Here is a 22,408-nt window from a genome sequence, read left to right on the forward strand (position 1 = left end):
GGGGGATGCGTGCGGGGGGAAGGACATCAGCTCTTGACCGCTCCTGTGGTGATGCCGGCGACGAAGAATCGCTGGAAGGTGATGTAGACGATGAGCACGGGGATGATGGCGATCGCCGACGCGGCGAAGACCAGACCCCAGCTCGTGGAGTGCTGCCCGTGGAAGAGCGCGATCGCGACGGGCAGGGTGCGTTGCGCGGGGTCGTTGATGACGGTGAGCGCCCAGATGAACTCGTCCCAGGAGCCGAGGAACGAGAAGATCACCACCGTCGCGAGTGCCGGCTTGGAGAGCGGCAGCGCGAGATGGAAGTACCGACGCCACGCGCCGGCGCCATCCATCAGCATCGCCTCGTCGAGCTCACGCGGGATCGTCTCGAAGAACCCGCAGAGCAGGAAGGTGTTGAAGCCGAGCGCGGTGCCCACATAGAACGGCACGAGACCAGGGAGCGAGTCGAGCAGCTGCAGGTCCTTCGCGAGGATGAACTGCGGGATGATCAGCATCATGGTCGGAATCGTGAGACCGGCGATGATGAGCGCGAACAGCAGCCGGCGGCCGGGGAAGCGGAATCGGGTGAACCCGTACGCCATCATCGACGAGAGCAGCACGATCAGGAACGTGCTCGCCGTGGCCACGAAGACGGAGTTCAGGAAGTAGAGACCGAAGTTCTCCTCGCCGAGGGCTCGCGCGTAGTTCTCGATCGTCGGTTCGGTCGGCAGCAGCTCGAACGGGTTGCCGAGCGAGTTGGTCCGCGTCTTGAACGAGGTGGCGATCATGAACAGGAACGGGTAGACCAGCACGATCGCGAGCACCGTGAGGATCAGGTATCGCAGGGCCATGCTCACCCGGCGGCGGGTCTTGGGTGTGACCATCAGAGGGCCGTCTTCCGTCGGGTCCACCAGTACTGCAGTGCCGAGAGGGCGAGCACGAGGATCGTCAGGCTGAATGAGATCGCGCTGCCGTACCCGAAGTCGAGGAACCGGAAGGCCTCCTCGTACATCATCGTCAGCGGGACCTGCGTGTCGTTCGCGCCGCCGGTGATGAGCAGCACCGAGATGAACACGTTGAAACCTCCGATGACGAGCAGGATGACGACGACCGCGAGGGCGGAGCGGATCGAGGGGAGCGAGACGTGGCGGAACCGCTGCCAGGCGTTGGCGCCGTCGAGCGCGGCGGCCTCGTGCAGCTCACGCGAGACGCCGGTCAGGGCGGCGAGGAAGATGAGCATCGCCCAGCCGAGGCCCTTCCACACGCCGAGCGCACAGATGGCGACGTACGAGGTCCATCTCTCGAGGAACCACGCGACGGGATCCTCGCGCACGCCCACGACATCGATGAGGAGCGCGTTGGCGAGTCCGGTCTCGGCAGACGAGAAGATGAACTGGAAGAGCAGCGACACGACGACCCAGCTCGTGACGACCGGAAGATAGAAGAGCACGCGGTACGCGGTGCGGCCGGGGAGCTTCGAGTCGAGGAGGACGGCGATGCCGAGGCCGATCACGATCTGCAGCGGAACCGTCACGGCGGTGTACACGACGGCATTGACCAGCGCGATCTGCAGATCGGGGTCGCTGAAGGCCCGAACGTAGTTGTCGAGTCCGACCCAGGGGCTCTCCGCCCCGGGAACGATGTTCCACTCGCGCAGGCTCATGAGGAACGTCTGCACGGTGGGGTAGAGCATGACGAGCGCGTAGAGGGCGAAGCCCGGGAGCACGAAGGCGTATCCGGCCCAGGCGATGCGACGGCCGCCGGCAGGGGCGAGGACCCGGCGCGCCGGGAGCGCGCGCGTGCGCGCTCCCGGCTCTCGGACAGTCGTCATCGGATCAGTTCGCGTAGTCGGCGAGCAGCTCGTCGGTCTGTTCCGCCACCGTGTCGAGGGCTTCCTCGACCGTCTTCTCGCCGCGGAGGGCCAAACGGATCTCGTCCTGCAGCAGCGTGTCGATGCGTGACCAGGCCGGTGTCGCAGGGCGGTTCTTGGCGGTCTCGAGCTGCGCGAGGAACTGCTCGTAGTAGGCGTTCAGTTCGACGAGCTGGGGGGCGACATCGGTGAGCACGGAGATCTGGCCGATCTTCGAGAATTCGATCTGTGCCCATTCGCTGAGCAGGAAGCGCATGAACTCCGCGGCCGCCGCCTTGTTCTTCGACGACTTCGTCAGCACGATGTCCTCGCCACCCACGACGCTGATGCTGCCGCCCGCGCCGGCCGGCACCGGCGCCGCGTTGAGCTCGAAGTCCGGATACTGCGAGCCGAAGATGGGCCACATCCAGGGGCCGTCGAGGATCGTGGCGTAGGCGCCCTGAGCGAGCCCGTCGCTGGTGGACAGTCCGCCGGAGTCACCGAGCACCGTGTCGGGCATGAATCCCTGCGTGTAGAGATCGACGAAGGTCTGCACGCCGGCGATGGATGCCTCGCTGTTGATGTAGCCCGAAGCCACCGTCACGTCCTCGTCGGTGATATCGCCGCCGGCGCTCCAGATCCACGGGAGGACGTTCCAGCCCCCGGCGCCGTTGTCGGCGAAGGCGTAGATGTCCTTCGCCTTGAGCGCCGCGCCGACCTCCATCAGCTCGTCGACCGTCTCCGGCGGTGCGTCGACGCCCGCCGCGGCCAGCGCCTCGGCGTTGTAGAGCTGGACGCGTGTGTTCGTGTCGAGCGGAAGCCCGTAGTACTCGCCCTGCCAGCGGTTGGTCGCGAGCATGCCCGGGTACGTGCGATCGGCGATCTCCTGGAAGTCGGGCATCTCGGTGCTCAGCGGCACGAGGACGCCCAGGTCTGCGAGCTCGGGGACCCACGCGAGGTCGGCGCGGACGAGGTCGGGAAGCACGTCACCGGCGACGGCCGTGACGAGCTTCTGGTGCAGTTCGTCGTGGGGCACGGCGACGTCCTGGACCTCCACGTCGGGGTAGGTCTCGTTGAACTTCGGGATGATCACGTCGCGCAGGGTCGAGACCTCGGTCGAGTCCACGCCGTACGCGTGCCAGAACGTGACCGTGCCGGAGATGTTGGTGTCGCCCGGTTCGCCGATGCCGTCGGCGGAGGTGCCGGCGTCGGCCGACGTGCAGGCGGCCAGGCCGGCGGACGCGAGCGCGAGTGCGCCGACGACGCTGAGGGCGCGCACCCACTTCGGAGTGGGACGGGACATGATGACCTCCATTGGTCCAGTGATGATCGGGGTGCTGCGTGCGTAAATAGATCTATAGCAAAACAAATACAGCCGTCAATAGTGTGTTTTGCGCGGTGTGGCGCAATAATAAGGTTCGCCATGCAACTAAAGGGCGGAGAAAGGGGCGTCATGCCGACGAAGCAGCGGGCCTGGTCCTCAGCCGATGCGTCCCTGCCCGTGGCGATCGAGGTGCTGCGTCGCGGCCCGATCTCGCGCGCGGAGCTCGCACGCCGTCTCCAGCTCACGCGCGGGTCGCTCAGCCGTCTCAGCGCCCCGCTGCTGCAGTCGGGGATCCTCCGCGAGGTCGGCGAGCACAACGACGGCCGAGTCGGACGTCCCACGCAGCTCCTCGACGTGGACGCCGACGCCTCGACGTTCGTCGGCATCAAGCTGCGCGAGAACGAGGTGATCGTCGCCCTGACGAATCTCCGCGGGCACATCCTCAGGTCGAACACCGCGGCGCTGACCGCAGGCGACCCCGAGAGCGTCGTCGCCATCATCGCGGAGCAGGTGCGGGTCGTCGCCGCCGAGACGCCCCCGAGCGCGATCGGCATCGGGATCGGCGCACTCATCCGCGACCGCGCCGACGTCGTCAGTGCGCCGTTCCTCGGATGGCGGGACGTTCCGCTCGCCAGGCTCGTGAGCGATGCGACGGGCATCCCCACCCTGATCGACAACGACGTGCTCGCGTTCACCGAGTACGAGCACTGGTTCGGAGAGGGCCGCGACGACGAACGATTCGCGGTGGTCTCACTCGGTTCGGGCACCGGATTCGGCCTGGTCGCCAACGGAGCGCTCGTCACCGCCAGCGACTACGGGATCGGCCTGGTCGGCCACTGGCCGCTCGACCCCGCGGGTCCGATGTGTCCCGACGGGCACCGCGGCTGCGCGATGAGCCTGCTCGACTCCGACTCCGTCGCGCGCCGCACGTCCGACGCGCTCGGCCGCCCGGTCGACTACGAGACGACGCTGCAGCTCGCACGCGAGGGTCAGCCGGCTGCCCGGAGGATCGTCGACGAGGCCGGCCGGGGTCTCGGCCGGCTGCTGGCCGCGATCTGCAATCTCACACTCCCGCAGCACCTGATCATCGCGGGGGAGGGTGTCGGACTCGCGCGGGTCGCGTGGGACGCCATCCACGAGGGCATCCGTGCCGACCGCGACCCGCGGGCGATCACGCCGCCCATCGTCATCACATCCGGCGACAACGCGGGATGGTGCCGAGGTGCGGCGGCGCTGGCGATCCAGGCCTACGTGCAGGGCCGTCTGCACGACACCTCGGCCTGATCCGCCGCCGGTCGCGACACGCGACGCCGAGTGTCGGCTGTGCGGCGTATTCGGGCGAGTCATCGGCCTCGGCGCCGCAGGCACTGTGGATAACTTCGCAGTGAGGCATCCGCTTCTGAAGCATCATGGGGCGCATGTCCGATCCCGTCCGCAGCATCGCCGAGCGCGTCCGCGACCGTGTGCTGCGCGAGGGGGTCGATCTCGGCGGCGATGACACGCTCGCGGCCGGGTATGCGCGCGACGAGGTCCGCAGGTACAACGAAGCCGCCCTCGGCGGGCTGCACGAGGCGCTGGGCGACGAACCGGCGGCCGAGCGAGAGGTCGTCGCCGAGCTCGCGGGCTATGGGGTGCTCCAGCCGTTCTTCGACGACCCGAACATCGAAGAGCTCTGGATCAACGGGCCACGGCGCGTGTTCGTCGCGCGCGACGGCGTGCCCGAACTGACGAACATCATGCTCACCGAGCACGAGGTGCGCGAGTTGGTCGAGCGGATGCTGCAGCACTCGGGGCGGCGCGTGGACCTCTCGTCGCCGTTCGTGGACGCGTCGCTGCCAGACGGGTCTCGGCTGCACGTCGCGATTCCCGACGTGACGAGGTCGTGGTCGGTGAACGTGCGCAAGTTCCAGCAGCGCATCCGAACGCTGCCGCAACTCGTCGAGCGCGAGGCGCTCACCCGCGAGGCCGCCGAGTTCCTCCGGATGTGCGTGCTCGCCGGAGCGAACGTCCTCGTCTCAGGTGCGACGCACACCGGCAAGACGACGATGCTCAACGCGTTGATGTCCTGCATCCGCAGTCACGAACGGGTGGTCACCGTCGAGGAGACGTTCGAGCTCGACCTCGATGTGCGCGACCTCGTGGCGATGCAGTGCCGGCAGCCCAGCTTGGAGGGTACGGGCGAAATCACGCTGCGCAGGCTCATCAAAGAGGCGCTCCGCATGCGACCCGACCGGCTCCTCGTCGGGGAGGTGCGTGAGGCCGAGAGCCTCGACCTGCTGATCGCGTTGAACTCAGGGCTCCCCGGCATGTGCACCATCCATGCGAACACCGCCGCCGACGCCCTCGCGAAGCTCTGCACCCTTCCGTTGCTGGCCGGCCGGAACATCGACGCCGCCTTCGTCGTGCCGACGGTCGCGAGCTGCATCGACGTCGTCGTCCACCTCGCGATCGACCGGCACGGCGTGCGGCGCGTCGACGAGATCTCGGTCACCACCGGCGCAGTGGTCGACGGCACGGTCGAGGCGGATCGCGTCTTCATGCGGCGCGGCGCACGGCTGCGGCCGACGAGCGCCAGGCCTGAGCGGCTCACGAAGCTGCGCGTCGCGGGGTTCGACCCCGAGATCGTCCTGGGGGGCACGTGAGTCTCGTCCTCGGCGCCGGGCTCGGGCTCGGGCTCCTGCTCGCGATCTCTCCGATCGTCTGGCCCGCCGCGCCCGCACGGTCGGCGGCACCGCGGCGCACCCGCTTCGACACCGTGCGCGACGAGCTGCAGCTCGCCGGCCTCAGCTCGGTACCGACGAGCGTGATCGCCGTCGTTGCCGGAGTGTTCGGCGTCGCGGTCGCGGCGCTCGCGCACGCGCTGTTCGGCCTGACCGCGCTGACGTTCGTGGGAGGCGTGCTCGGGCTAGCGATCGTGCCGGCGTCCGTGCACGCCCGAGCCCGGGCGCGGCGGGCCGCGAACCGCGCGGTGTGGCCCGAGGTCGTCGACCACCTCGTCGCCTCGGTGCGCGCCGGCCTGTCGCTGCCCGACGCGCTCGCCGCGCTCGCGACACTCGGACCTGCCGCGACGCGCGCGCCGTTCGCCGCGTTCGACGACGAGTACCGGCGCACGGGTGTCTTCGCACCCGCGCTCGATGCGCTGAAGGCTCGGCTCGCCGACCCCGTCGCCGACCGCATCCTCGAGACCGTCCGGATGGCACGCGAGGTGGGTGGCACCGAGATCACCCACGTGTTGCGAAGCCTGTCGACGTATCTCCGAGACGACGCGGCGCTGCGCGCCGAAGTGCGCTCGCGTCAATCGTGGACCCGGAACGCCGCGAAGCTCGGTGTCGCCGCGCCCTGGGTCCTCCTCGTGCTGCTCTCGACGAAACCCGAGACGCTGCAGTCGTACGACACGCCCGCGGGTACCGGCCTGCTGCTCGTCGGGCTCGCGGTGAGCGCGGTGGCGTACCGGGCCATGGTCGCCCTCGGCCGGCTCCCCGACGAGCGGCGGTGGTTTCAGTGACGGGCACGGCAGCGCTGGCGATCGCCGCGGGCGCCGTGCTCGGCCTCGGCCTCTGGCTGCTCGCCGCGTCGGTGCCGAGACTCGGGCGACCGCGGCTGATGCAGCGGGTCGCCCCATACCTGGCGGATGTCTCGGACGAGGCCCGGGCGAGCCTGGTCCGCCGCACGGCCGATCCGGCGCCGGTGCTCGGCGTGGTCGCCGTTCCGCTCGCGCGGCGTGCCCGGGCGCTGCTCGGGCAGCTGCTCGGCGGTGACGAGGTCGTCCGCCGTCGGCTACGGCAGGCCGGTTCCGCGGGCGACGCCGATCGCTTCCGTGGCGAGCAGCTCGCGTGGTCGGTCGGGGCGTTCTGCGTGGCATCCGTCGTCATGGTCGTCGCGCCGGCGGCGCAGTCGCTCCCGGTCCCCGCTCGCGTCATGGTGCCCGTGCTTGCCGCCGTGCTCGGCGCGACGCTTCGTGACTGGCTGCTGCAGCGTGCTGCGCGGCGCCGACTCGAGCGCATCAGCGCCGAGCTGCCCACGGTGCTCGAGTTCCTCACCCTGAGCCTCACCGCGGGCGAAGGCATCCTCGACGCGATCCGTCGGGTCGCGCGCACCGGCCACGGTGAGCTCGCGGCGGAGTTCGCCGGCGTCGTGGCCGCGGTCGGCGCCGGGGTCCCGTTGCCGGTGGCGTTGCGCAGGCTTCGCGATGAACTGGGTCATCCCGCGGTGGCCCGGGCGCTCGATCAGGTGATCGGGGCGCTCGACCGGGGTGCTCCGCTCGCCTCGGTGCTGGCCGCGCAGGCCGGCGACGCGCGCGAAGCGGCGAAGCGCACGATCATCGAGCTCGCCGGGCGCAAAGAGATCGCGATGCTCGTGCCCCTGATCTTCCTGATCTTGCCGATCACGATCGCCTTCGCCCTGTTTCCCGGCTACGTCGTCCTGCAGGCGGGGCTCTGACCCGAGACGAATGACATGAACGAAGGGATCCTCCATGAGACGACTGCTGGGCCGACTGTGCGACGAGCGCGGCGACGTGCCGGGATGGGTGCTCATCACGCTGATGACCGCGGGGCTCGTGCTCACGATCTGGGTGCTCGCCGGGCCCGCGCTCGAGCAGGTGTTCCAACAGGCGATGGACCACGTGCTCGGCGGCCTCTGACCGTGCGGGCGGCGCTCGCCGACGAGCGAGGGGCCGCGGTCGCGGAGTTCTCGCTCGTCGCGGCGTTGCTCGCCGCACTCGTGCTCGCGGTCCTGCAGCTCGCGCTCGGGCTGCACGTGCGGAACACGCTCGCCGACGCCGCTGCCGAGGGCGCGCGGTATCGCGCGCTCGTCGGCGTGACCGACGCCGACGGCCTGCACCGCACCCGGGAGCTCATCGCGTCCGCGCTGACCGAGGAGTATGCGCGCGACGTCACACTTTCCAGAGCCGGCGCCGGTGCCGAGACGATCATCGAGGTGACCGTGCGCGCGCCACTTCCGGCCATCGGCCTGCTCGGTCCCGCGAACGCCATGGAGGTGACCGGCCGTGCGACCGTCGAGCCGCTGGACTGAGCGCCTCCGCGGCCTCGGCGACGATCGCGGCGCCGCCGCGCTCGAGTTCTTGACGGCCGGCATCCTGCTCTTGGTGCCACTGGTCTACGTGGTGCTCGCGCTCGCCGCCGTGCAGGCCGGTACCTTCGCCGTCGAGGCCGCGGCTCGGCATGCCGCACGCGTGGCCGTGCTGGCCGCGGTCGACGATCGCCGTGCCTCACTCGACCTGATCGACCGGGCAGCGCGCACAGTGCTCGCAGACCGAGGCATGGATGGTGGCGCTGCCGAGATCGCGGTGTCGTGCGTGCCCGAGGGCGGCTGCGCCGCCGCGGGCGCCCGGGTGCGGGTCGAGGTCGCGACCTCGGTCGCGCTCCCGCTCGTCCCCGACCTGTTCGGGTGGCGGGTCGGCTCGGTGCGGGTCGAAGGCGTAGCCACCCAGACGGTGTCGAAATACGCGGTGACCGGCCGATGACAGCGCGATGCCCGCGACCCGATCGCCGTACGTGGGGCGGAGGGCTGCACGACGAGACCGGATCGACGCTGCCGCTCATCGTCGGCTTCGCCGCGCTCGCCGGGGCGCTCATCCTCGTCGTCACCGCGGCCTCGTCGCTGTACCTCGAGCGCAAACGCCTCTTCACCGTCGCCGACGGTGCCGCGCTCGCCGCTGCCGAGGCCTGGTCCTTCGCCGCGACCGCTGCGACACCCGAGGGCGAGGGCGCTCCCGATGTGACCTTCGAGCAGGCGGCCCTCGAACGCGCGGTCTCGGACTACCTCGCCGCGGCCGACGCCGCAGCCGCCTTCGACGGGCTCCGGCTCGTCGGGGTCGAGAGCGCCGACGACCGCGGCGTCGCGGTCGCCCTCACCGCGAACTGGCGCTGGCTGGGCGACGGCGGGCTCATTCCGGTCGAGGTTCCGATCGAGGTCGTCGCCACCGCCCGTTCGGTCATCCGCTGAACGACGCGTCGCTCACCGAGACACGGTCGAGTCGCTCGACCGCCTCGCGCACGCCCGGCTTGGTCTTGCCGCAGGCATCGCGCGGGTAGTGCACGGGAACGACCGCACCGGCTGAATCCTCGAGCCAGAGCGCGGGGACGAGTTCCATGTCGGCGGTGCACGCGACGTTCGCTGGGACCGGGTCGTCGGGCTTCGCCAGCGCGTCGATCACCGGTCCGAGGTCGCCCTCGAACCGCTCGATCCGTACCGTCGGACCGTCGGCGGCTCCGTTCACCGGTGCGGGCGCGAAATCCACCTGGCACCGCAGCGCCGCGACCGCGTCGAATCCGGCCGGCACACGCCCGGGCGTCGGAGCCGGCGCGCGCGTCTCGGGTGCGGGATCCCACCAGTCGCCCTCGGTGCGGCAGTCCACCTCGGCGACCGGCTGCGCCTCGGGCGAGAGCGGCGGCTGGGTCCCCGAGAGCTGCGCGCACCCAGCGAGCCCCACCAGCGCAGTCAGTCCGGCGGCCGCGAGAAGTGGTCGCACGAGCAATTCCAGCGAACGGTGTGATCTCGATGAGCAGTCCCTCATGCCCAGAACAACGCGCGACGAGCCAGGAACGTTGGGTGCGTCGGTGGTCGCCGGTCAGCCGGCGGCGCGTTGCACGCGGGTCGGCGTGAACGTGAGCCGGATGAGATCCATCCCGCCCCACTCCTCGATCACGCCCGGGTACCAGTACCGCTTCGACAGTCGCGTCGCGAGTTCCTGGGCTCCGTCGGCCTGCAGCGTCACGTGGCCCTCGGCGGCGACCCAATACTCGGGTTCGCCGACCGGCGCCGTCACGACGACCGATGCCCGCGGATCGCGCCTGAGCCGTCTGATCCGTGCCGTGCTCGCGCCCGAGAACATCTCGAGCCCCCCGTCCTCCCCGAGCTCGTACCAGACGGGTCTCGGCGCCGGGAGCCGGTCTCCGTCGGGCACGGCCGTGAAGAAGAGATAGAGGGGCCTGGTCAGGAATTCCAGGTCGTCGTCGGTGAAGCTCGTCATGGAGTCGGTACCTCGCAGAGTCTGCCGGTCTCGGCCGGGATGGTCGGGTCGGTGAACATAGGGGTCTCGCCCGAGTGCGCGGCCTGGTCATCGAGCGGCGTCCGCGACTCGTAGATCGAGTCTTCCATGGGAAGCGGCGTTCCTGCGGCGGCGATGGTGGCCGCGGGCCGAGCCTCGCCGAGGAGGCCGTCGACCACCGGCCGGTCCACGTCGTCGGTGTCAGGAGGGACCACTCTCGTCGACACACCCGAGCCCGCACTCAGCGGAACATCATCTTCTCGTAGAGCGTGCGGCCGGTCACCCGGTCGGTCAGGTCGTCGAGCCGGATGTCGAGGTCGAGGTCGGCGTTGAAGTCGTAGTACATGGGGTGCTCGCCCGCGTGGAGCACGCGCTGGATGCCGTGGCGGGGCGTGGACATGTCCAAGGATTCGATGAGCCGGGGTTCGGTCACGGTCATGGTGATCGTGCCGCGCTCGGCCGCCCAGGTCCACACCATCTTGGTCGGATAGGTCTGATGCCCGGGGCCGGGCACGTCGCCACTCGTCTCGAGCCGAAGCGGCAGCAGGTCGTCCGTGATGATCGTCTCGCCCTTGGCGAGGAAGAAGGTCGGGATATTGAGTTGACCGAACCCGAACAGGCCCTTCGTGGTCATCCGTACGTAGACGATCGTGTAGTCGCCGACGTGGGCGCGGCCCCAGTACCAGTGGTCGAGGAACGATCCCATGAGGTGGTTTCCCCAGTTGTGGTCGTGGTACGCGCTGCCTGTGAGCCGCGACGTCGATCCGTGCTCGGTGATCGTCGCGGTGACGGTGCCGTACGGCACCGGCACCACCCACGCGAGGTAGTGCGACTTCGCCTGGTCGAAGTAGCTGATTCCCGCCCCGGGGCGCCACGACGGCGCCGCACGGTCGATTCGCACGTCGGCGACGATGCCGTCCGCCTCGAGGTGCAGCTCGTACACGTCGAGGTCGCCGCGCACGGTGCTCGGGCCGATGCGCACGTCGCACCGATCGGTCGCGGCGCTGAACTCGTCCGCCGGGAAGGTGGGCTCGAGGTGCACCCGGCGGCCGTCGGGGTACTGCCGGATGACGAGCAGGGTCGGCGTGAGCGGGCCGGAGGGGTCGGTGTGCGGCTTGTTCGAGAACGTGACGACGAGGGTCGAGCCGTCGTCGAACTGGCAGTCGAAGTACCACCACTCGAACGTGGTGTCCGCGGTCTTCGCGGCACGGTACCCGTCTTCCCAGACGGCGATGGTCTTCGGGTCGAGTCCGAGCGCGGCGAGCGCGTCGGTTTCCGCGCGGTCCATCTGCGCGCGGGCTTCGACGGTGTCGGGCAGATCGTGCACGGGCATGGAACTCCTTCGTCGACGGCGATGGCCGGCCGTACCCCTCGTGCGACCGGCTCCGGCGCCAGAGTACTGGCGTGACGATCGACGGATCGGGATCGACCGCTGCGACACGCGGAGGAGATTCTCCGATCCTGGGCTGGCGTCTGCCGCGATGCCTCAGGGCCGTCGGCGGTGCGGCACGTAGCGGGGGATCCAGCGCCAGAGCATCGCCGCCCCGATGAGGCCAAGCACGCCGACGGCGGCGCTCGCCGCCGTGATCGACACCACTGAGGTCACGGCCGAGATCAGCAATGGAGCTCCGGCCTGGCCGGTGTCCGAGATGGTGCGGAATGCGCCGAGGAACGGTGCGGGGTTCCCCTTCGGCGCGAGGTCGGCACCGAGCGTCATGATGATGCCGCTCGTGACGCCGTTCGCGACGCCGAGAAAGATCGCAAGCCCCGTGAACCACGCGACACGATCAGGGAGGTCGTGTGTGAACGCGAGCGCGAGATGCCCCATCGCCATGCCGAGTAGCCCCGGGATGGCGCTCCACAGTCGCCCGAACCGGTCCATGATCTGCCCGCTGACATAGAACAGCGCGAAGTCGATCGCGCCGGAGAGGCCGATGACGAGCGCCGCCTGCTCCGCGGGCATGCCGATCGAGACCGACCAGAGCGGGAGGATGACGATGCGGCTCGCGCGGATCGCCGCGATGATGCCCACGCCCGAACCGATCCGGGCGAGCACACCGCGATTCGCCCGGATCGCACGGAACACGCTCGACGACGCCGCGGCCGCTGATGCGGCCGAGTCGCCTTCGGTCGTCACGGCACCGGATGCTCCGCGCGCGACGCGTGCCGCACCGAAGGTCTTCTCGGGGTCGGGCAGCAGGAGCAGCACGGCGATGACGGCCGCGCACGCCACGACCAGGACCCAGAACACGGCCTCGCTCGAACCGGTCCACGCGATGATCCCGGCGGCGACGAACGGTCCGACCGCCCAGCCGCCGCGGAACACGCCACCGAGGGTCGACAGCGCCCGCGCACGCACCCGCGCCGGCACGTACGTCGTCAGGAACGCGTGCCGCGCAAGCGCGAACACCGCGGTCGCGAGGCCGAGCAGGAACACGCCCACCCCGAGCGCGAAGACCGAGGGAAGGCCGAGCGGGACGAGCACGGCGATCACCGCGAGGATCGCCGCGCCGATCATCGCGGGTCGCTCGCCGATTCGGGCGACCAGCCAGCCGGCCGGCAGATCGGCGACGAGCTCGCCGACCATGAGCATGGCGGCGACAAGTCCGGCGATCGCGAGCGACGCGCCGCGATCGACCGCGACGAGCGGGATGACCGGGATCAGCGCGCCCTCGCCGAGCGAGAACACGAGCGTGGGCAGATACGCCGGGAGGATGACCGAGCGCCACGCGAACGGGGCGGGCGAGGCGTCACTCATCGTCCTCGACGCTACACCCGACCAGCTCGGCGCCTGCGGCGGCCGGGATCCGCCCGCACGACTAGGCTGTTCGAGACATGTTGGATGCAGATTTCTCGCAGGCGCTCGCGGCCCTGCGCGCCACCTTCCGCGACATCCGGGCCGTCGTCGACGTCGACGCACTCGAGGCCGACATCGCCCGGCTCTCCGAGGAGGCCGGTGCGCCCGACCTCTGGGACGACACCGACAACGCGCAGAAGGTGACGAGCGCGCTCAGCCACCGTCAGGCCGAGCTGAAGCGCGTCACCGAGGTCGAGGCTCGGCTCGACGACCTCGACGTGCTCGTCGAGCTCGCCGCCGAGATGGACGACGAAGAGGCCGCCGAAGAGGCACGTCAGGAGCTCACGGCGCTCGAGGGCGTGATCGGCCAGCTCGAGGTGCAGACCCTGCTCGACGGCGAGTACGACTCGCGCGGCGCGGTCGTCACGATCCGCTCGGGTGCCGGCGGCGACGACGCCACCGACTTCGCCGAGATGCTCATGCGCATGTATCTGCGCTGGGCCGAGCGGCACAAGTACCCCGTCAAGGTCATGGACACGTCCTACGCCGAGGGCGCCGGCATCAAGTCCGCGACGTTCGAGGTCGACGTGCCGTATGCCTATGGCACGCTCTCCGTCGAGGCCGGCACGCACCGCCTCGCACGCATCAGCCCGTTCGGCTCGGCCGACAAGCGGCAGACGAGCTTCGCCGCGGTCGAGGTCATCCCCGTCATGGAGGAGGCCAAAGAGATCGACATCCCCGAGAACGACATCCGCGTCGACGTCTTCCGGTCCTCGGGGCCGGGCGGCCAGTCGGTCAACACGACCGACTCAGCGGTGCGCCTGACGCACATCCCCACCGGCCTCGTCGTCTCGATGCAGAACGAGAAGTCGCAGATCCAGAACCGTGCCGCCGCCATGCGCGTGCTGCAGACCCGGCTGCTGCTGCTCAAACGTGAAGAAGAGGCCGCGAAGAAGAAAGAGCTCGCGGGCGTCATCACGGCGAGCTGGGGCGATCAGATGCGCTCGTACTTCCTCTACGGCCAGCAGCTCGTGAAGGATCTGCGCACCGGCTACGAGGTCGGCAACCCGGCCACGGTGTTCGACGGTGACCTCGACGGGCTCATCGCCGCCGGCATCAAATGGCGCAAGCGCAAAGACGACGACTGACCCAACGCGAACGAGGCGCGAGTCGCTGAGCACGATTCCGCCGAACCCTGCTTAAGCTCGAACCCGATGATCCGCTTCGACTCCGTCACCAAGACCTATCCGGGCCAGGGCAGGCCTGCCCTGAACGACATCGGGGTGGAGATCCTGCGCGGCGAGTTCGTCTTCCTCGTCGGCGCCTCCGGCTCCGGCAAGTCGAGCTTTCTGCGACTGATCCTCAAGGAGGAGAAGCCGACCAAGGGCTCGATCCACGTCCTCGGGCAAGACCTCGGCTCGATCTCCAGCCGCAAGATCCCGTATTTCCGGCGGAGCCTCGGTGTCGTATTCCAGGACTTCCGCCTGCTGCCGAACAAGTCGGTCTATGACAATGTCGCGTTCACGCTCCGTGTGATCGGCAAGTCGCGCGGCTTCATCCAGTCGGCGGTTCCCGAGACGCTCAAGCTGGTCGGCCTCGACGGCAAGGCCAAGCGGATGCCTCATGAGCTCTCGGGTGGCGAGCAGCAGCGGGTCGCGATCGCGCGCGCAATCGTGAACAAGCCGCAGGTGCTGCTCGCCGACGAGCCGACGGGAAACCTCGACCCGGTCACCAGTGCGGGCATCATGACACTTCTCGAGCGCATCAACGCCGGCGGCACGACGATCGTCATGGCCACGCACGAGGCCGGCATCGTCGACCAGATGAAGCGTCGGGTCATCGAGCTCTCGGCCGGCGACATCGTCCGCGACGAGACGGAGGCCGGGTACGACGGGCAGACCGTGCGCGACATCGAGTACGTGCCCGAGCAGCAGCCCGACGCGCCGATCACCGCGGTCGCCCCGAAGATGACCCCCGAGGTCATGCGCGATGCACCGCCGCTGTACGTGGAGCCCGAGGCGACCGATGACGTGACCGACGCTGCAGCCCAGATCACGGCGGCCGCGACCGGTCAGATCCAGCTCGACCCCGACCAGCTGAAACCGAAGGAGACGCCGGAGGCCGCGGCATCCGATCATCTGACGCTCGCCGAACGGCTCGGGTTGCGCGCCCCCGGCGGGCCCCGACACGACGACCGTGACCAGGAAGTGGGGCCCACCTCATGAGGATCGGGCTCGTGCTCGCCGAGGCGGCGAGCGGGCTGCGCCGCAACGCCTCGATGGTCGTCTCGGTCGTGCTCGTCACGTTCATCTCGCTCACGTTCGTGGGCACCGCGGCACTCATGCAGCTGCAGATCGGCCAGATGAAGAGCTACTGGTACGACCGCGCCCAGGTCGCCGTCTACCTGTGCACCACCGTCTCGACGGCGGCGGGCTGTATCGACGGCGAGGCCACGGAGGAGCAGAAGGCGGCCGTCGAGTCGCAGCTCGACTCGGCCACCTTGACGCCGTACATCGACGAGTTCTACTTCGAAGACCACCAGCAGGCCTACGAGAACTTCCAGCAGCAGTTCGCGGGAACGCCTGCGGCCGACTACGTCACGCCCGAGGTGCTCAACGAGACGTTCTGGGTGAACCTCGTCGACCCGTCCCAGTCCGAGGTGATCGCCGAGGCGCTCGCCGGACTCGCGGGCGTCGAACAGGTCGTCGATCAACGCCGCTACCTCGACCAGATCTTCGACGTGCTGAACGCGGCGAGCTTCACGGCGATCGGCATCGCGGCGATCATGCTGGTCGCGGCGGCGCTGCTGATCGCGACCACGATCCGGTTGTCGGCGTTCTCGCGCCGTCGCGAGCTCGGCATCATGCGGCTGGTGGGTGCGTCGAACCGGTTCATCCAGACCCCCTTCGTGCTCGAGGGCGTCATCGCGGGACTGATCGGCTCGGTGCTCGCAGGTGCCGCGGTGCTCGGCATCGTGCACTTCTTCGTGCAGGGATACCTCGCGGGGAGTCTGTCGTTCACCTTCGTCGACCTCGGCGAGGCGTGGCTGGTGGTGCCGCTGCTCATCGCGGTGGGCGTGCTGTTGGCCGCGGTCTCGGCGGGCATCGCGATCCGCCGCTACCTGCGGGTCTGAGCGCGCTCCGCGCGCGTGGGCTAGACTGAACGGCTGCCCGGGCCGTGCCCGCGGCATCCGTCATGTCCACCCGCTCGAACGAAGGAGCAACCCGTGCCGAAGGAACGCGGTCAGAAGGTCGTCGCGACCAACCGCAAGGCGCGGCACGACTACACGATCGAGGACACGTACGAGGCGGGTCTCGTGCTCACCGGCACCGAGGTGAAGTCGCTGCGAGAGGGACGTGCGTCGCTCGTCGACGGGTATGCCTTCATCGACGGTGGTGAGATGTGGCTCGACGCGGTGCACATCCCCGAATACACCGAAGGCACCTGGAACAACCATGCGCCCCGCCGGAAGCGCAAGCTGCTGCTGCACAAGCAGGAGATCATCAAGATCAGCCATCGCACGCAAGACGGCGGCTACACGCTGATCCCGCTGTCGATCTACTTCAGCGACGGCCGGGCGAAGGTGGAGCTGGCGGTGGCGAAGGGCAAGCGCGAGTACGACAAACGCCACGCGCTGCGCGAGCGGCAGGACAAGCGCGAGGCCGAACGCGCCATCGCGAGCCGGCGGCACCTGGGGGAGTGACGCCCGCTGGCCGGGCTGACGGCCGGGCTGACGGCCGGGCTGTCAGCGGCGGTCGGTAGGCTGCGCGGGTGACCCCTCACGCGCGCATCCCCGTTCCCGGCACGTACAACTTCCGCGACGTCGGCGGCCTGCCCGCGTCGACCGGGGTGGTGCGGCGGGGCGTGCTGTACCGGTCCGACGGCCTGCAGCGGCTGGGCGAAGCCGGCCGCGCGGCGCTTGCCGAGCTCGGCGTCGGCATCGTCATCGACCTCCGCGACGACACCGAGGCGAAGTTCATGCCTGACGACCTCGACGGGCTCGACGTCGAGGTGCTGCGGCTGCCCGTCTTCGAGGGGTCCGGCGCTTCGCACGGCCCGAACGTGACGCTCGAGGCGCTCTACGAGCGCATCGTCACGCAGCATGCGGGCGTCGTGGTCGACGCCATCCGCGAGATCTCGACGGCGGACGGCCGGGCCGTCGTAGTGCATTGCACCGCGGGCAAAGACCGGACCGGCATCGTGACCGCGCTGACCCTGCTCGCGGTCGGCGTCGACCGCGACGACGTCATCGCCGACTACGCCCTGACCGAGGCGAACCTCGCAGGGGAGTGGCTCGAGGAGATGGTCGAGATGGTCGGCAGGTTCGGCGTGCCCGACGGTCCCGAGCTCCGCGTGCTGATGGGCGGCAGCCCGCCCGAGGCGCTCGAGGGCGTGATCACGCTCGTTGAACGCGAGCACGGGTCGGCGCGCGAGTACCTCCTCGCATCCGGCCTCACGTTGCACGAGCTCGCCGCGCTCGAGCGCCTGCTCGTCGAACCGAGCTGAGCCGAGCGGCACGCCGTGTCAGGGAATCCCGGCGTGCTCGGCGCGTGCCGCGCAACTCGCTCCGCGCCACTTCTGCACGCCCGCGCCACCAATGCGGGCGCGGGCGTGCAGAACTGGCGCGATGGCGGGCGCGATGGCGGGCGCGGGCGCGCAGAAGTGGCGCGATGGCGGGTCCGCGGCATGCCGCGGGCCGGCCGCGTCAGGCGGTGAATCGGGCGTCGACGGATGCCTCGAGCACGAGGTCGGCGGGCGTGAGCTCGGTGACCGGGGCCTGCGCGCCGCCGAAGGCGGCGGCACGCATCATCACGGGCTGCGGGCCGGAGGGCCCTGGTTGCGGGCCGAGCAGCCCTCGATCGGCGAGCTCGACGGCTGTCGGCTCGCCGAGTCCGAGCGCGTCGGCGTACACGCGGGCTTTCGCGATCGCGTCGGCGACCGCCCGTCGCTGGGCGTCCTCCTGCACGCGGTGGCGCGTGGCATCCGTCAGTCGCCACTCGACGCCGCCGATCGCGATCGAGTCGCGCTCGGCGGCGGCGCTCACCCATTCGGTGAGGCGTGCGAGATCGCGGAAGACGACCTCGACATCGGCGCGGGCCTCGTGAGCGAGGGGCAGCTGGCGGCCCTCGGCGTTCCAGGGGCGGTGCGCCCAGACCCGGAGCTGACCCGCTGACCAGACGTCGAGCACGCCCTCCGCGTCGACCGACTTGACCTCGTCGAGCAGCGCTTGGTGTGCGCGGCCGGCCTGCTGCAGGACGGCGTCGCGGCTCGGGCCGGAGGCCGCGACCGCGATGCTGACCGCGCCGAGCTCGGGTGCGATGCGGGCCTCGGCCCGGCCGGTGACGGTGATCTGGGTGCTCACGGTTCGCTCCTTCGCGGTCGGGAATGGCGCGCCGGGCGCCGATGTTCTATTCTGTAAGGCCGCGCAGTCCACTGCGCGGTTCATGGCAATTCCACAGTGTGCGACGACGGCCCGCCACGACCCTGCGACCGCAGGGCCTGGTGACCAGGGGGATGATCGGTTTCGACATCGTCTGAGCAACCGCGAGAAGCGGGCCGAGGATGCAGGGTTATCTCGTGAACGCTCCCTGCACAACAATAACTGCCAATAAGAAGCAGTCTGACTTCGCCCTCGCTGCCTAAGCGAGTCCGATAGTCCGTCAGCCCGGGTGGGTTCCCGCCCCGGTCGCTGGCGTCATTTAGGGAACTTGCTGCGCGCCGTCGCCTGAGCGGCGTGCGGGACTTTACTCAGGCTGGGCCTGTCGACTCAGTTGCCTGTGGCAAGGGTCGGGGCCGAGCAGAACGCCTCACAGGATGCGCCCGGAGAAGGCGCGGAACCACAGCGATGGACGGGGGTTCGATTCCCCCCATCTCCACCATGGTCGTCGTTGCACACGAACGAATGCCACACGAAGAGGCCGCCCTACGGGGCGGCCTCTTCGCGTGTGCGCGGACCGGTGATGGCACGCGGCACGAGCGCGACCATGAGCACCATGACGACGAGCTCGACGAGGGTCTGCGTGACCACCACGAGCGGCGTCAGCGTGAACCCGGCCGGCAGCGCGAGTGCGAGCGGCAGCACCACGAGCGAGTTGCGTGTCACGCCGCTGAAGACGACCGCGCGGCGCTCGGGCACGCCGAGGCGTGCCGTGCGCGCGACGAGGGCGCCCAGCGGGCCGACGAGGAGCGGGAACGCGGCGAACAGCGGCAACACGGTCACGAGGGCGGCGAGCTGGCCGCTGACCGCGGCGATCTGCGACGCGACCACGATCGCGAGCGTGAGCATCATGAGCGGCACCATCGCGCCGAGGAATCCGCTCCGGAGGGTGCGGGCGGGCCGGATGCGGCGCGCAAGTGCCTGCGTCGCCGCTGCGGCCGCGAGGGGGACGGCGATCAGCCAGACGAACGCCTCGACGAACGGCGCCGCATCGAATGTTGCAATGACGTCGGGCCCGGCCATCAGCCAGAGGTAGACGGGCAGCAGCAGGATCTGCGCGAGCATGAGCACCGGGGTCGTGGCGATCAGGCGGTCACGCGCGCCTCCCGCGAGTCCGGTGAACACGATCACGTAGTCGACGCACGGCGTCAGCAGCACCAGGAGCACGCCGACGAGCAGCGCGGGGTCGCCGGCCACGAACCGACTGAGTGCGAACACGACCAGCGGGATCAGGACGAAGTTCAGGGCGAGGATCGCGACCAGGAACCGCCCGTCGCGGAACGCGCGGCCCAGGTGCGTGATGGGCACCGCCAGGAACGTCGCGTAGAGCAGCACCCCGAGCACCGGCGTGATGGCGACCTCGAGCGGGTGAGCGAGCGTCGGCGCCGAGAGCCCCACGATCGCGCCGGCGGCGATCGCGGCGAGGTACAGCCACACCTGGCGGCCTTCCCACCACTCGATCGCACGCTGCACGGCTCCAAGCCTGCACCATGTGGCACGTCGTCAAGGGTCGCCGGGCGGACGCTGCCCGGCAGTAGCATGGCCCGCATGCCCTACGCCGCCGACGCCGCCAGATACGACCGCATGACCTATCGCCGATCGGGCCGTTCCGGCCTCCAGCTCCCGCTGCTCTCCCTCGGGCTGTGGCACAACTTCGGCGAGAACCGGCCGCTCGAAGGCCAGCGAGACCTGCTGCGCCGCGCATTCGACCTCGGAATCACCCACTTCGACCTCGCGAACAACTACGGCCCGCCGTATGGCGCGGCCGAAGAGAACTTCGGCCGCGTGCTCGCGACGGACTTCGCGCCGTACCGCGACGAGGTCATCATCTCGACGAAGGCGGGCTGGGACATGTGGCCGGGCCCATACGGGGTCGGCGGCAGCCGCAAATACCTCACCGCGAGCCTCGACCGCTCGCTCGCCAGCATGGGCCTCGACTACGTCGACATCTTCTACCACCACCGGCCCGATCCCGAGACGCCGCTCGAGGAGACGGCGGCGGCGCTCGATGCCGCTGTCCGCGCGGGCAAGGCGCTGTACGTGGGCGTTTCGTCCTACTCGGCGGAGCAGAGCCGAGAGATCGCCGGGTACCTTCGCGAGCTCGGCACGCCGCTGACGATCCACCAGCCGTCGTACTCCATGCTGAACCGCTGGATCGAGACCGAGGGGCTGCTCGACACCGCCGAAGACCTCGGGTTCGGCATCATCGGCTTCACACCGCTGGCCCAGGGGCTGCTCACCGACAAGTACCTCCGCGGCATCCCCGAGCATTCGCGTGCAGCGGCGGGCACGTCGTTCGACCCGTCGATGATCTCGGAGGAGGCGCTCGAGCGATTGCGCGGGCTCGACGCGATCGCCTCGGCCCGCGGCCAGTCGCTCGCCCAGCTCGCCCTCGCCTGGGCGTTGCGCGACGAGCGCGTCACGAGCCTCGTGATCGGTGCGAGCCGGGTCGAGCAGCTCGAGGAGAACGTGCGCGCGCTCGACCGGCTGGAACTCGCCGACGACGAGCTCGCCACGATCGACCGGCACGCGGTCGACACGGGCGTCGATCTGTGGGCCGACGCACGCGGCGGCGGCGAGCTCCCGGACCTGCGCGGCTGATCGGGCGATCGGCCGGCTGATCGCGCGATCGGCTCGGCGGGTCGGCGGATGCCTCGCGGCGCCCGCCGCCTCAGTGCGGCGCGTGCAGGGCTTCGAGCACCGCCTCGTGCAGGTGGCCGTTGGTCGCGAGCGCGCTGCCGTGGTGGGCGCCCGGCGCGCCGTCGATCGAGGTGAACCGGCCGCCGGCTTCGTCGACGATGGGCATGAGCGCGGCGAGATCGTACGTCTTCACGTCGAACTCGCCCACGATGTCGACCAGGCCCTCGGCGAGCAGCGTGTACGACCAGAGGTCGCCGTACGCGCGGTCGCGCCAGACTCGCTCCGAGAGGGCGAGGAGGCGGTCGAGGTGGCCGGCGTCGCGCCACTGCGCGAGGCTCTGGAAGCTGAGGGACGCGTCGGCGAGCTGCGAGACGCCCGACACCCCGATGCGCCGCGGCTCTGTGCCCGGCGCATCCGTCGTCCACGCACCGTGACCCGTCGACGCCCACCAGCGGCGTCCGAGCGCGGGGGAGGACGCCACGCCGACGACCGGCGTGCCATCGACGGCGAGCGCGATGAGCGTGCCCCAGACCGGGACACCGCGCAAGAAGTTCGCGGTGCCGTCGATCGGGTCGATGATCCACTGGCGTACCGACGAGCCCTCGGTGCCGAACTCCTCGCCGAGCACCCCATCGGTGGGCCGGAGCTCGGCGAGGCGATCGCGGATCGCACGCTCGACGGCGAGATCGGCCTCGGTGACCGGGGTGCGGTCGGGCTTCGTCGCGACCTCGAGGTCGACGGCCCGGAACCGTGCGAGCGAGATCTCGTCGGCGCGGTCGGCGAGGTCGAGTGCGAGCGCGAGGTCTTCGGCGAGAGTCGTCACGTGCACCAACCCTACTGAACCGCCCTGGTGCGAGCGGCCGCTTCGGGTGTACGGTGAGCGTCACTCAGCACACCCCGACGGCATACCCGGCCGAGAGAGGCCTCAGCGGTGAGGATCCGACCCGAGCGATTCGTGCGCGCCACGGCGCGCACCTTCGTTGCGCTCGCGACGGCATCCCTGGTCGCGCTGATCGCGCTCGCCGTCGCCGTCGCGCCGACGGCGCCGGTCGAGGCGCTCGCGGTCGCCGGTCAATCCTGGATTCCCGGCGAGATTCCGCCTGAGCCGGGGGATCGTGCGCTGCATGACGCGTCGCCGGCCGAGGGTGGTCTCGACGACGGCGACGACGCGGTGGCCCTGCATGCCGGCGTCGCCCGGCAGGTCACTGCACGACGCACGGGCGTTGCGGCGGCGCGCCGCCGAGACATCCGTCTCATCACCGGGTCCGCTCCGCGCGGGCCGCCGACGAACTGATCCGCCTCGCTGCAGAGGCGTCCTGATCGGGGTCCCTTGTCCCCCAAAACGAGGGTGATTCACGCTTCAA

Annotated in this window: 26 protein-coding genes and 1 other RNA gene; 16 read left to right on the plus strand and 11 right to left on the minus strand. The window is 70.1% G+C overall.

Annotated features, from left to right (window positions below; genetic code table 11):
- Window positions 1-26: 26 nt before the first annotated feature.
- The 3 genes from QU602_RS06370 to QU602_RS06380 are packed head-to-tail and all read right to left on the minus strand — an operon-like array spanning window position 27 to window position 3,137.
- Window positions 27-869, minus strand: a complete 843-nt coding sequence (locus tag QU602_RS06370; RefSeq protein ID WP_308799401.1) for a carbohydrate ABC transporter permease — start codon at window positions 867-869, stop codon at window positions 27-29.
- On the minus strand, window positions 869-1,816 hold the full coding sequence (locus QU602_RS06375; RefSeq protein ID WP_308799402.1) for a carbohydrate ABC transporter permease: 948 nt from the start codon (window positions 1,814-1,816) through the stop codon (window positions 869-871). Before QU602_RS06375 ends, QU602_RS06370 begins: the two co-directional genes overlap by 1 nt.
- Window positions 1,817-1,820: 4 nt before the next feature.
- On the minus strand, window positions 1,821-3,137 hold the full coding sequence (locus tag QU602_RS06380) for an extracellular solute-binding protein (RefSeq protein WP_308799403.1): 1,317 nt from the start codon (window positions 3,135-3,137) through the stop codon (window positions 1,821-1,823).
- 150 nt (window positions 3,138-3,287) lie between these two features.
- On the opposite strand from QU602_RS06380, the gene QU602_RS06385 reads away from it, so the two are divergent.
- From QU602_RS06385 to QU602_RS06420, 8 genes are all read left to right on the plus strand, one after another.
- Window positions 3,288-4,442: an ROK family transcriptional regulator gene (locus QU602_RS06385; RefSeq protein ID WP_308799404.1), complete on the plus strand. Its 1,155-nt coding sequence runs from the start codon at window positions 3,288-3,290 to the stop codon at window positions 4,440-4,442.
- Window positions 4,443-4,576: 134 nt separating this feature from the next.
- A complete protein-coding gene (locus QU602_RS06390) occupies window positions 4,577-5,800 on the plus strand; it encodes a CpaF family protein (protein ID WP_308799405.1) in 1,224 nt (407 codons plus the stop codon).
- Entirely contained in the window at window positions 5,797-6,663 is an 867-nt protein-coding gene (locus tag QU602_RS06395; protein ID WP_308799406.1) for a type II secretion system F family protein, read from the plus strand. The genes QU602_RS06390 and QU602_RS06395 overlap by 4 nt, the downstream gene beginning before the upstream one ends.
- Complete coding sequence (locus QU602_RS06400; protein WP_308799407.1) at window positions 6,651-7,598, plus strand: type II secretion system F family protein; 948 nt, start codon at window positions 6,651-6,653, stop codon at window positions 7,596-7,598. Before QU602_RS06395 ends, QU602_RS06400 begins: the two co-directional genes overlap by 13 nt.
- Window positions 7,599-7,632: 34 nt before the next feature.
- Entirely contained in the window at window positions 7,633-7,800 is a 168-nt protein-coding gene (locus QU602_RS06405; RefSeq protein ID WP_308799408.1) for a hypothetical protein, read from the plus strand.
- A 2-nt stretch (window positions 7,801-7,802) separates the two neighbouring features.
- The gene (locus QU602_RS06410) at window positions 7,803-8,192 is read left to right on the plus strand and encodes a TadE/TadG family type IV pilus assembly protein (RefSeq protein WP_308799410.1); all 390 of its coding nucleotides are present in this window, start codon (window positions 7,803-7,805) and stop codon (window positions 8,190-8,192) included.
- Complete coding sequence (locus QU602_RS06415; RefSeq protein ID WP_308799411.1) at window positions 8,167-8,643, plus strand: TadE family protein; 477 nt, start codon at window positions 8,167-8,169, stop codon at window positions 8,641-8,643. The genes QU602_RS06410 and QU602_RS06415 overlap by 26 nt, the downstream gene beginning before the upstream one ends.
- Window positions 8,640-9,125: a pilus assembly protein TadG-related protein gene (locus QU602_RS06420; RefSeq protein WP_308799412.1), complete on the plus strand. Its 486-nt coding sequence runs from the start codon at window positions 8,640-8,642 to the stop codon at window positions 9,123-9,125. Before QU602_RS06415 ends, QU602_RS06420 begins: the two co-directional genes overlap by 4 nt.
- Here QU602_RS06420 and QU602_RS06425 read toward each other — a convergent pair.
- The 5 genes from QU602_RS06425 to QU602_RS06445 all read right to left on the minus strand — a co-directional run bounded on the left by QU602_RS06425 (window position 9,115) and on the right by QU602_RS06445 (window position 12,928).
- Window positions 9,115-9,651 carry a hypothetical protein gene (locus QU602_RS06425; RefSeq protein WP_308799413.1) on the minus strand — a complete coding sequence of 179 codons (537 nt, stop codon included), beginning with the start codon at window positions 9,649-9,651 and terminating at the stop codon, window positions 9,115-9,117. The genes QU602_RS06420 and QU602_RS06425 overlap by 11 nt on opposite strands.
- 99 nt (window positions 9,652-9,750) lie before the next feature.
- Window positions 9,751-10,152, minus strand: a complete 402-nt coding sequence (locus QU602_RS06430; protein ID WP_308799415.1) for a pyridoxamine 5'-phosphate oxidase family protein — start codon at window positions 10,150-10,152, stop codon at window positions 9,751-9,753.
- Complete coding sequence (locus tag QU602_RS06435) at window positions 10,149-10,361, minus strand: hypothetical protein (RefSeq protein ID WP_308799416.1); 213 nt, start codon at window positions 10,359-10,361, stop codon at window positions 10,149-10,151. Before QU602_RS06435 ends, QU602_RS06430 begins: the two co-directional genes overlap by 4 nt.
- Window positions 10,362-10,411: 50 nt before the next feature.
- Window positions 10,412-11,503 (minus strand): hypothetical protein, encoded by a 1,092-nt coding sequence (locus QU602_RS06440; protein ID WP_308799417.1) that lies wholly within the window; start codon window positions 11,501-11,503, stop codon window positions 10,412-10,414.
- A gap of 153 nt (window positions 11,504-11,656) precedes the next feature.
- Window positions 11,657-12,928 carry an MFS transporter gene (locus QU602_RS06445; protein WP_308799419.1) on the minus strand — a complete coding sequence of 424 codons (1,272 nt, stop codon included), beginning with the start codon at window positions 12,926-12,928 and terminating at the stop codon, window positions 11,657-11,659.
- Window positions 12,929-13,005: 77 nt separating this feature from the next.
- Between QU602_RS06445 and prfB the strand changes: the two genes are divergently transcribed.
- The 5 genes from prfB (at window position 13,006) to QU602_RS06470 (ending at window position 17,473) form a co-directional block, all read left to right on the plus strand.
- A complete protein-coding gene (gene prfB / locus QU602_RS06450; protein WP_308799420.1) occupies window positions 13,006-14,115 on the plus strand; it encodes a peptide chain release factor 2 in 1,110 nt (369 codons plus the stop codon).
- 66 nt (window positions 14,116-14,181) lie between these two features.
- Window positions 14,182-15,192, plus strand: coding sequence for a cell division ATP-binding protein FtsE (gene ftsE, locus QU602_RS06455; RefSeq protein WP_308799421.1), 1,011 nt, complete (start codon window positions 14,182-14,184; stop codon window positions 15,190-15,192).
- The gene (ftsX, locus tag QU602_RS06460) at window positions 15,189-16,100 is read left to right on the plus strand and encodes a permease-like cell division protein FtsX (protein WP_308799422.1); all 912 of its coding nucleotides are present in this window, start codon (window positions 15,189-15,191) and stop codon (window positions 16,098-16,100) included. The genes ftsE and ftsX overlap by 4 nt, the downstream gene beginning before the upstream one ends.
- A gap of 93 nt (window positions 16,101-16,193) precedes the next feature.
- Window positions 16,194-16,670 (plus strand): SsrA-binding protein SmpB, encoded by a 477-nt coding sequence (gene smpB, locus QU602_RS06465; protein WP_308799423.1) that lies wholly within the window; start codon window positions 16,194-16,196, stop codon window positions 16,668-16,670.
- 68 nt (window positions 16,671-16,738) lie between these two features.
- Complete coding sequence (locus QU602_RS06470; protein WP_308799424.1) at window positions 16,739-17,473, plus strand: tyrosine-protein phosphatase; 735 nt, start codon at window positions 16,739-16,741, stop codon at window positions 17,471-17,473.
- 199 nt (window positions 17,474-17,672) lie between these two features.
- Here QU602_RS06470 and QU602_RS06475 read toward each other — a convergent pair whose 3' ends face one another.
- Complete coding sequence (locus QU602_RS06475) at window positions 17,673-18,329, minus strand: SIMPL domain-containing protein (RefSeq protein WP_308799425.1); 657 nt, start codon at window positions 18,327-18,329, stop codon at window positions 17,673-17,675.
- A gap of 148 nt (window positions 18,330-18,477) precedes the next feature.
- On the opposite strand from QU602_RS06475, the gene ssrA reads away from it, so the two are divergent.
- Window positions 18,478-18,846, plus strand: a transfer-messenger RNA (tmRNA) gene (ssrA, locus tag QU602_RS06480).
- A gap of 44 nt (window positions 18,847-18,890) precedes the next feature.
- Here ssrA and QU602_RS06485 read toward each other — a convergent pair.
- Window positions 18,891-19,877 (minus strand): arsenic resistance protein, encoded by a 987-nt coding sequence (locus QU602_RS06485; protein ID WP_308799426.1) that lies wholly within the window; start codon window positions 19,875-19,877, stop codon window positions 18,891-18,893.
- Between the two features lie 75 nt (window positions 19,878-19,952).
- Between QU602_RS06485 and mgrA the strand changes: the two genes are divergently transcribed.
- A complete protein-coding gene (gene mgrA / locus QU602_RS06490) occupies window positions 19,953-21,005 on the plus strand; it encodes an L-glyceraldehyde 3-phosphate reductase (protein WP_308799427.1) in 1,053 nt (350 codons plus the stop codon).
- A gap of 70 nt (window positions 21,006-21,075) precedes the next feature.
- On the opposite strand, the gene hisN is transcribed toward mgrA, so the two are convergent.
- Window positions 21,076-21,867 carry a histidinol-phosphatase gene (gene hisN / locus QU602_RS06495; protein WP_373692895.1) on the minus strand — a complete coding sequence of 264 codons (792 nt, stop codon included), beginning with the start codon at window positions 21,865-21,867 and terminating at the stop codon, window positions 21,076-21,078.
- Window positions 21,868-21,975: 108 nt separating this feature from the next.
- On the opposite strand from hisN, the gene QU602_RS06500 reads away from it, so the two are divergent.
- Complete coding sequence (locus tag QU602_RS06500; RefSeq protein WP_308799429.1) at window positions 21,976-22,338, plus strand: hypothetical protein; 363 nt, start codon at window positions 21,976-21,978, stop codon at window positions 22,336-22,338.
- Window positions 22,339-22,408: the final 70 nt, after the last annotated feature.

The sequence above is a fragment of the Agromyces protaetiae genome (assembly GCF_030866785.1).
GTDB lineage: Bacteria > Actinomycetota > Actinomycetes > Actinomycetales > Microbacteriaceae > Agromyces > Agromyces silvae.

Excerpts from the sequence above, each read along its gene's own strand:
- ftsX (WP_308799422.1), top strand. The coding sequence starts at position 15,189 with ATGAGGATCGGGCTCGTGCTCGCCGAGGCGGCGAGCGGGCTGCGCCGC.
- ftsE (WP_308799421.1), top strand. The coding sequence starts at position 14,182 with ATGATCCGCTTCGACTCCGTCACCAAGACCTATCCGGGCCAGGGCAGG.
- QU602_RS06405 (WP_308799408.1), top strand. The coding sequence starts at position 7,633 with ATGAGACGACTGCTGGGCCGACTGTGCGACGAGCGCGGCGACGTGCCG.
- QU602_RS06440 (WP_308799417.1), bottom strand. The coding sequence starts at position 11,503 with ATGCCCGTGCACGATCTGCCCGACACCGTCGAAGCCCGCGCGCAGATG.
- QU602_RS06390 (WP_308799405.1), top strand. The coding sequence starts at position 4,577 with ATGTCCGATCCCGTCCGCAGCATCGCCGAGCGCGTCCGCGACCGTGTG.
- QU602_RS06380 (WP_308799403.1), bottom strand. The coding sequence starts at position 3,137 with ATGTCCCGTCCCACTCCGAAGTGGGTGCGCGCCCTCAGCGTCGTCGGC.
- QU602_RS06420 (WP_308799412.1), top strand. The coding sequence starts at position 8,640 with ATGACAGCGCGATGCCCGCGACCCGATCGCCGTACGTGGGGCGGAGGG.
- QU602_RS06375 (WP_308799402.1), bottom strand. The coding sequence starts at position 1,816 with ATGACGACTGTCCGAGAGCCGGGAGCGCGCACGCGCGCGCTCCCGGCG.
- QU602_RS06370 (WP_308799401.1), bottom strand. The coding sequence starts at position 869 with ATGGTCACACCCAAGACCCGCCGCCGGGTGAGCATGGCCCTGCGATAC.
- prfB (WP_308799420.1), top strand. The coding sequence starts at position 13,006 with ATGTTGGATGCAGATTTCTCGCAGGCGCTCGCGGCCCTGCGCGCCACC.
- QU602_RS06385 (WP_308799404.1), top strand. The coding sequence starts at position 3,288 with ATGCCGACGAAGCAGCGGGCCTGGTCCTCAGCCGATGCGTCCCTGCCC.
- QU602_RS06445 (WP_308799419.1), bottom strand. The coding sequence starts at position 12,928 with ATGAGTGACGCCTCGCCCGCCCCGTTCGCGTGGCGCTCGGTCATCCTC.
- mgrA (WP_308799427.1), top strand. The coding sequence starts at position 19,953 with ATGCCCTACGCCGCCGACGCCGCCAGATACGACCGCATGACCTATCGC.
- QU602_RS06430 (WP_308799415.1), bottom strand. The coding sequence starts at position 10,152 with ATGACGAGCTTCACCGACGACGACCTGGAATTCCTGACCAGGCCCCTC.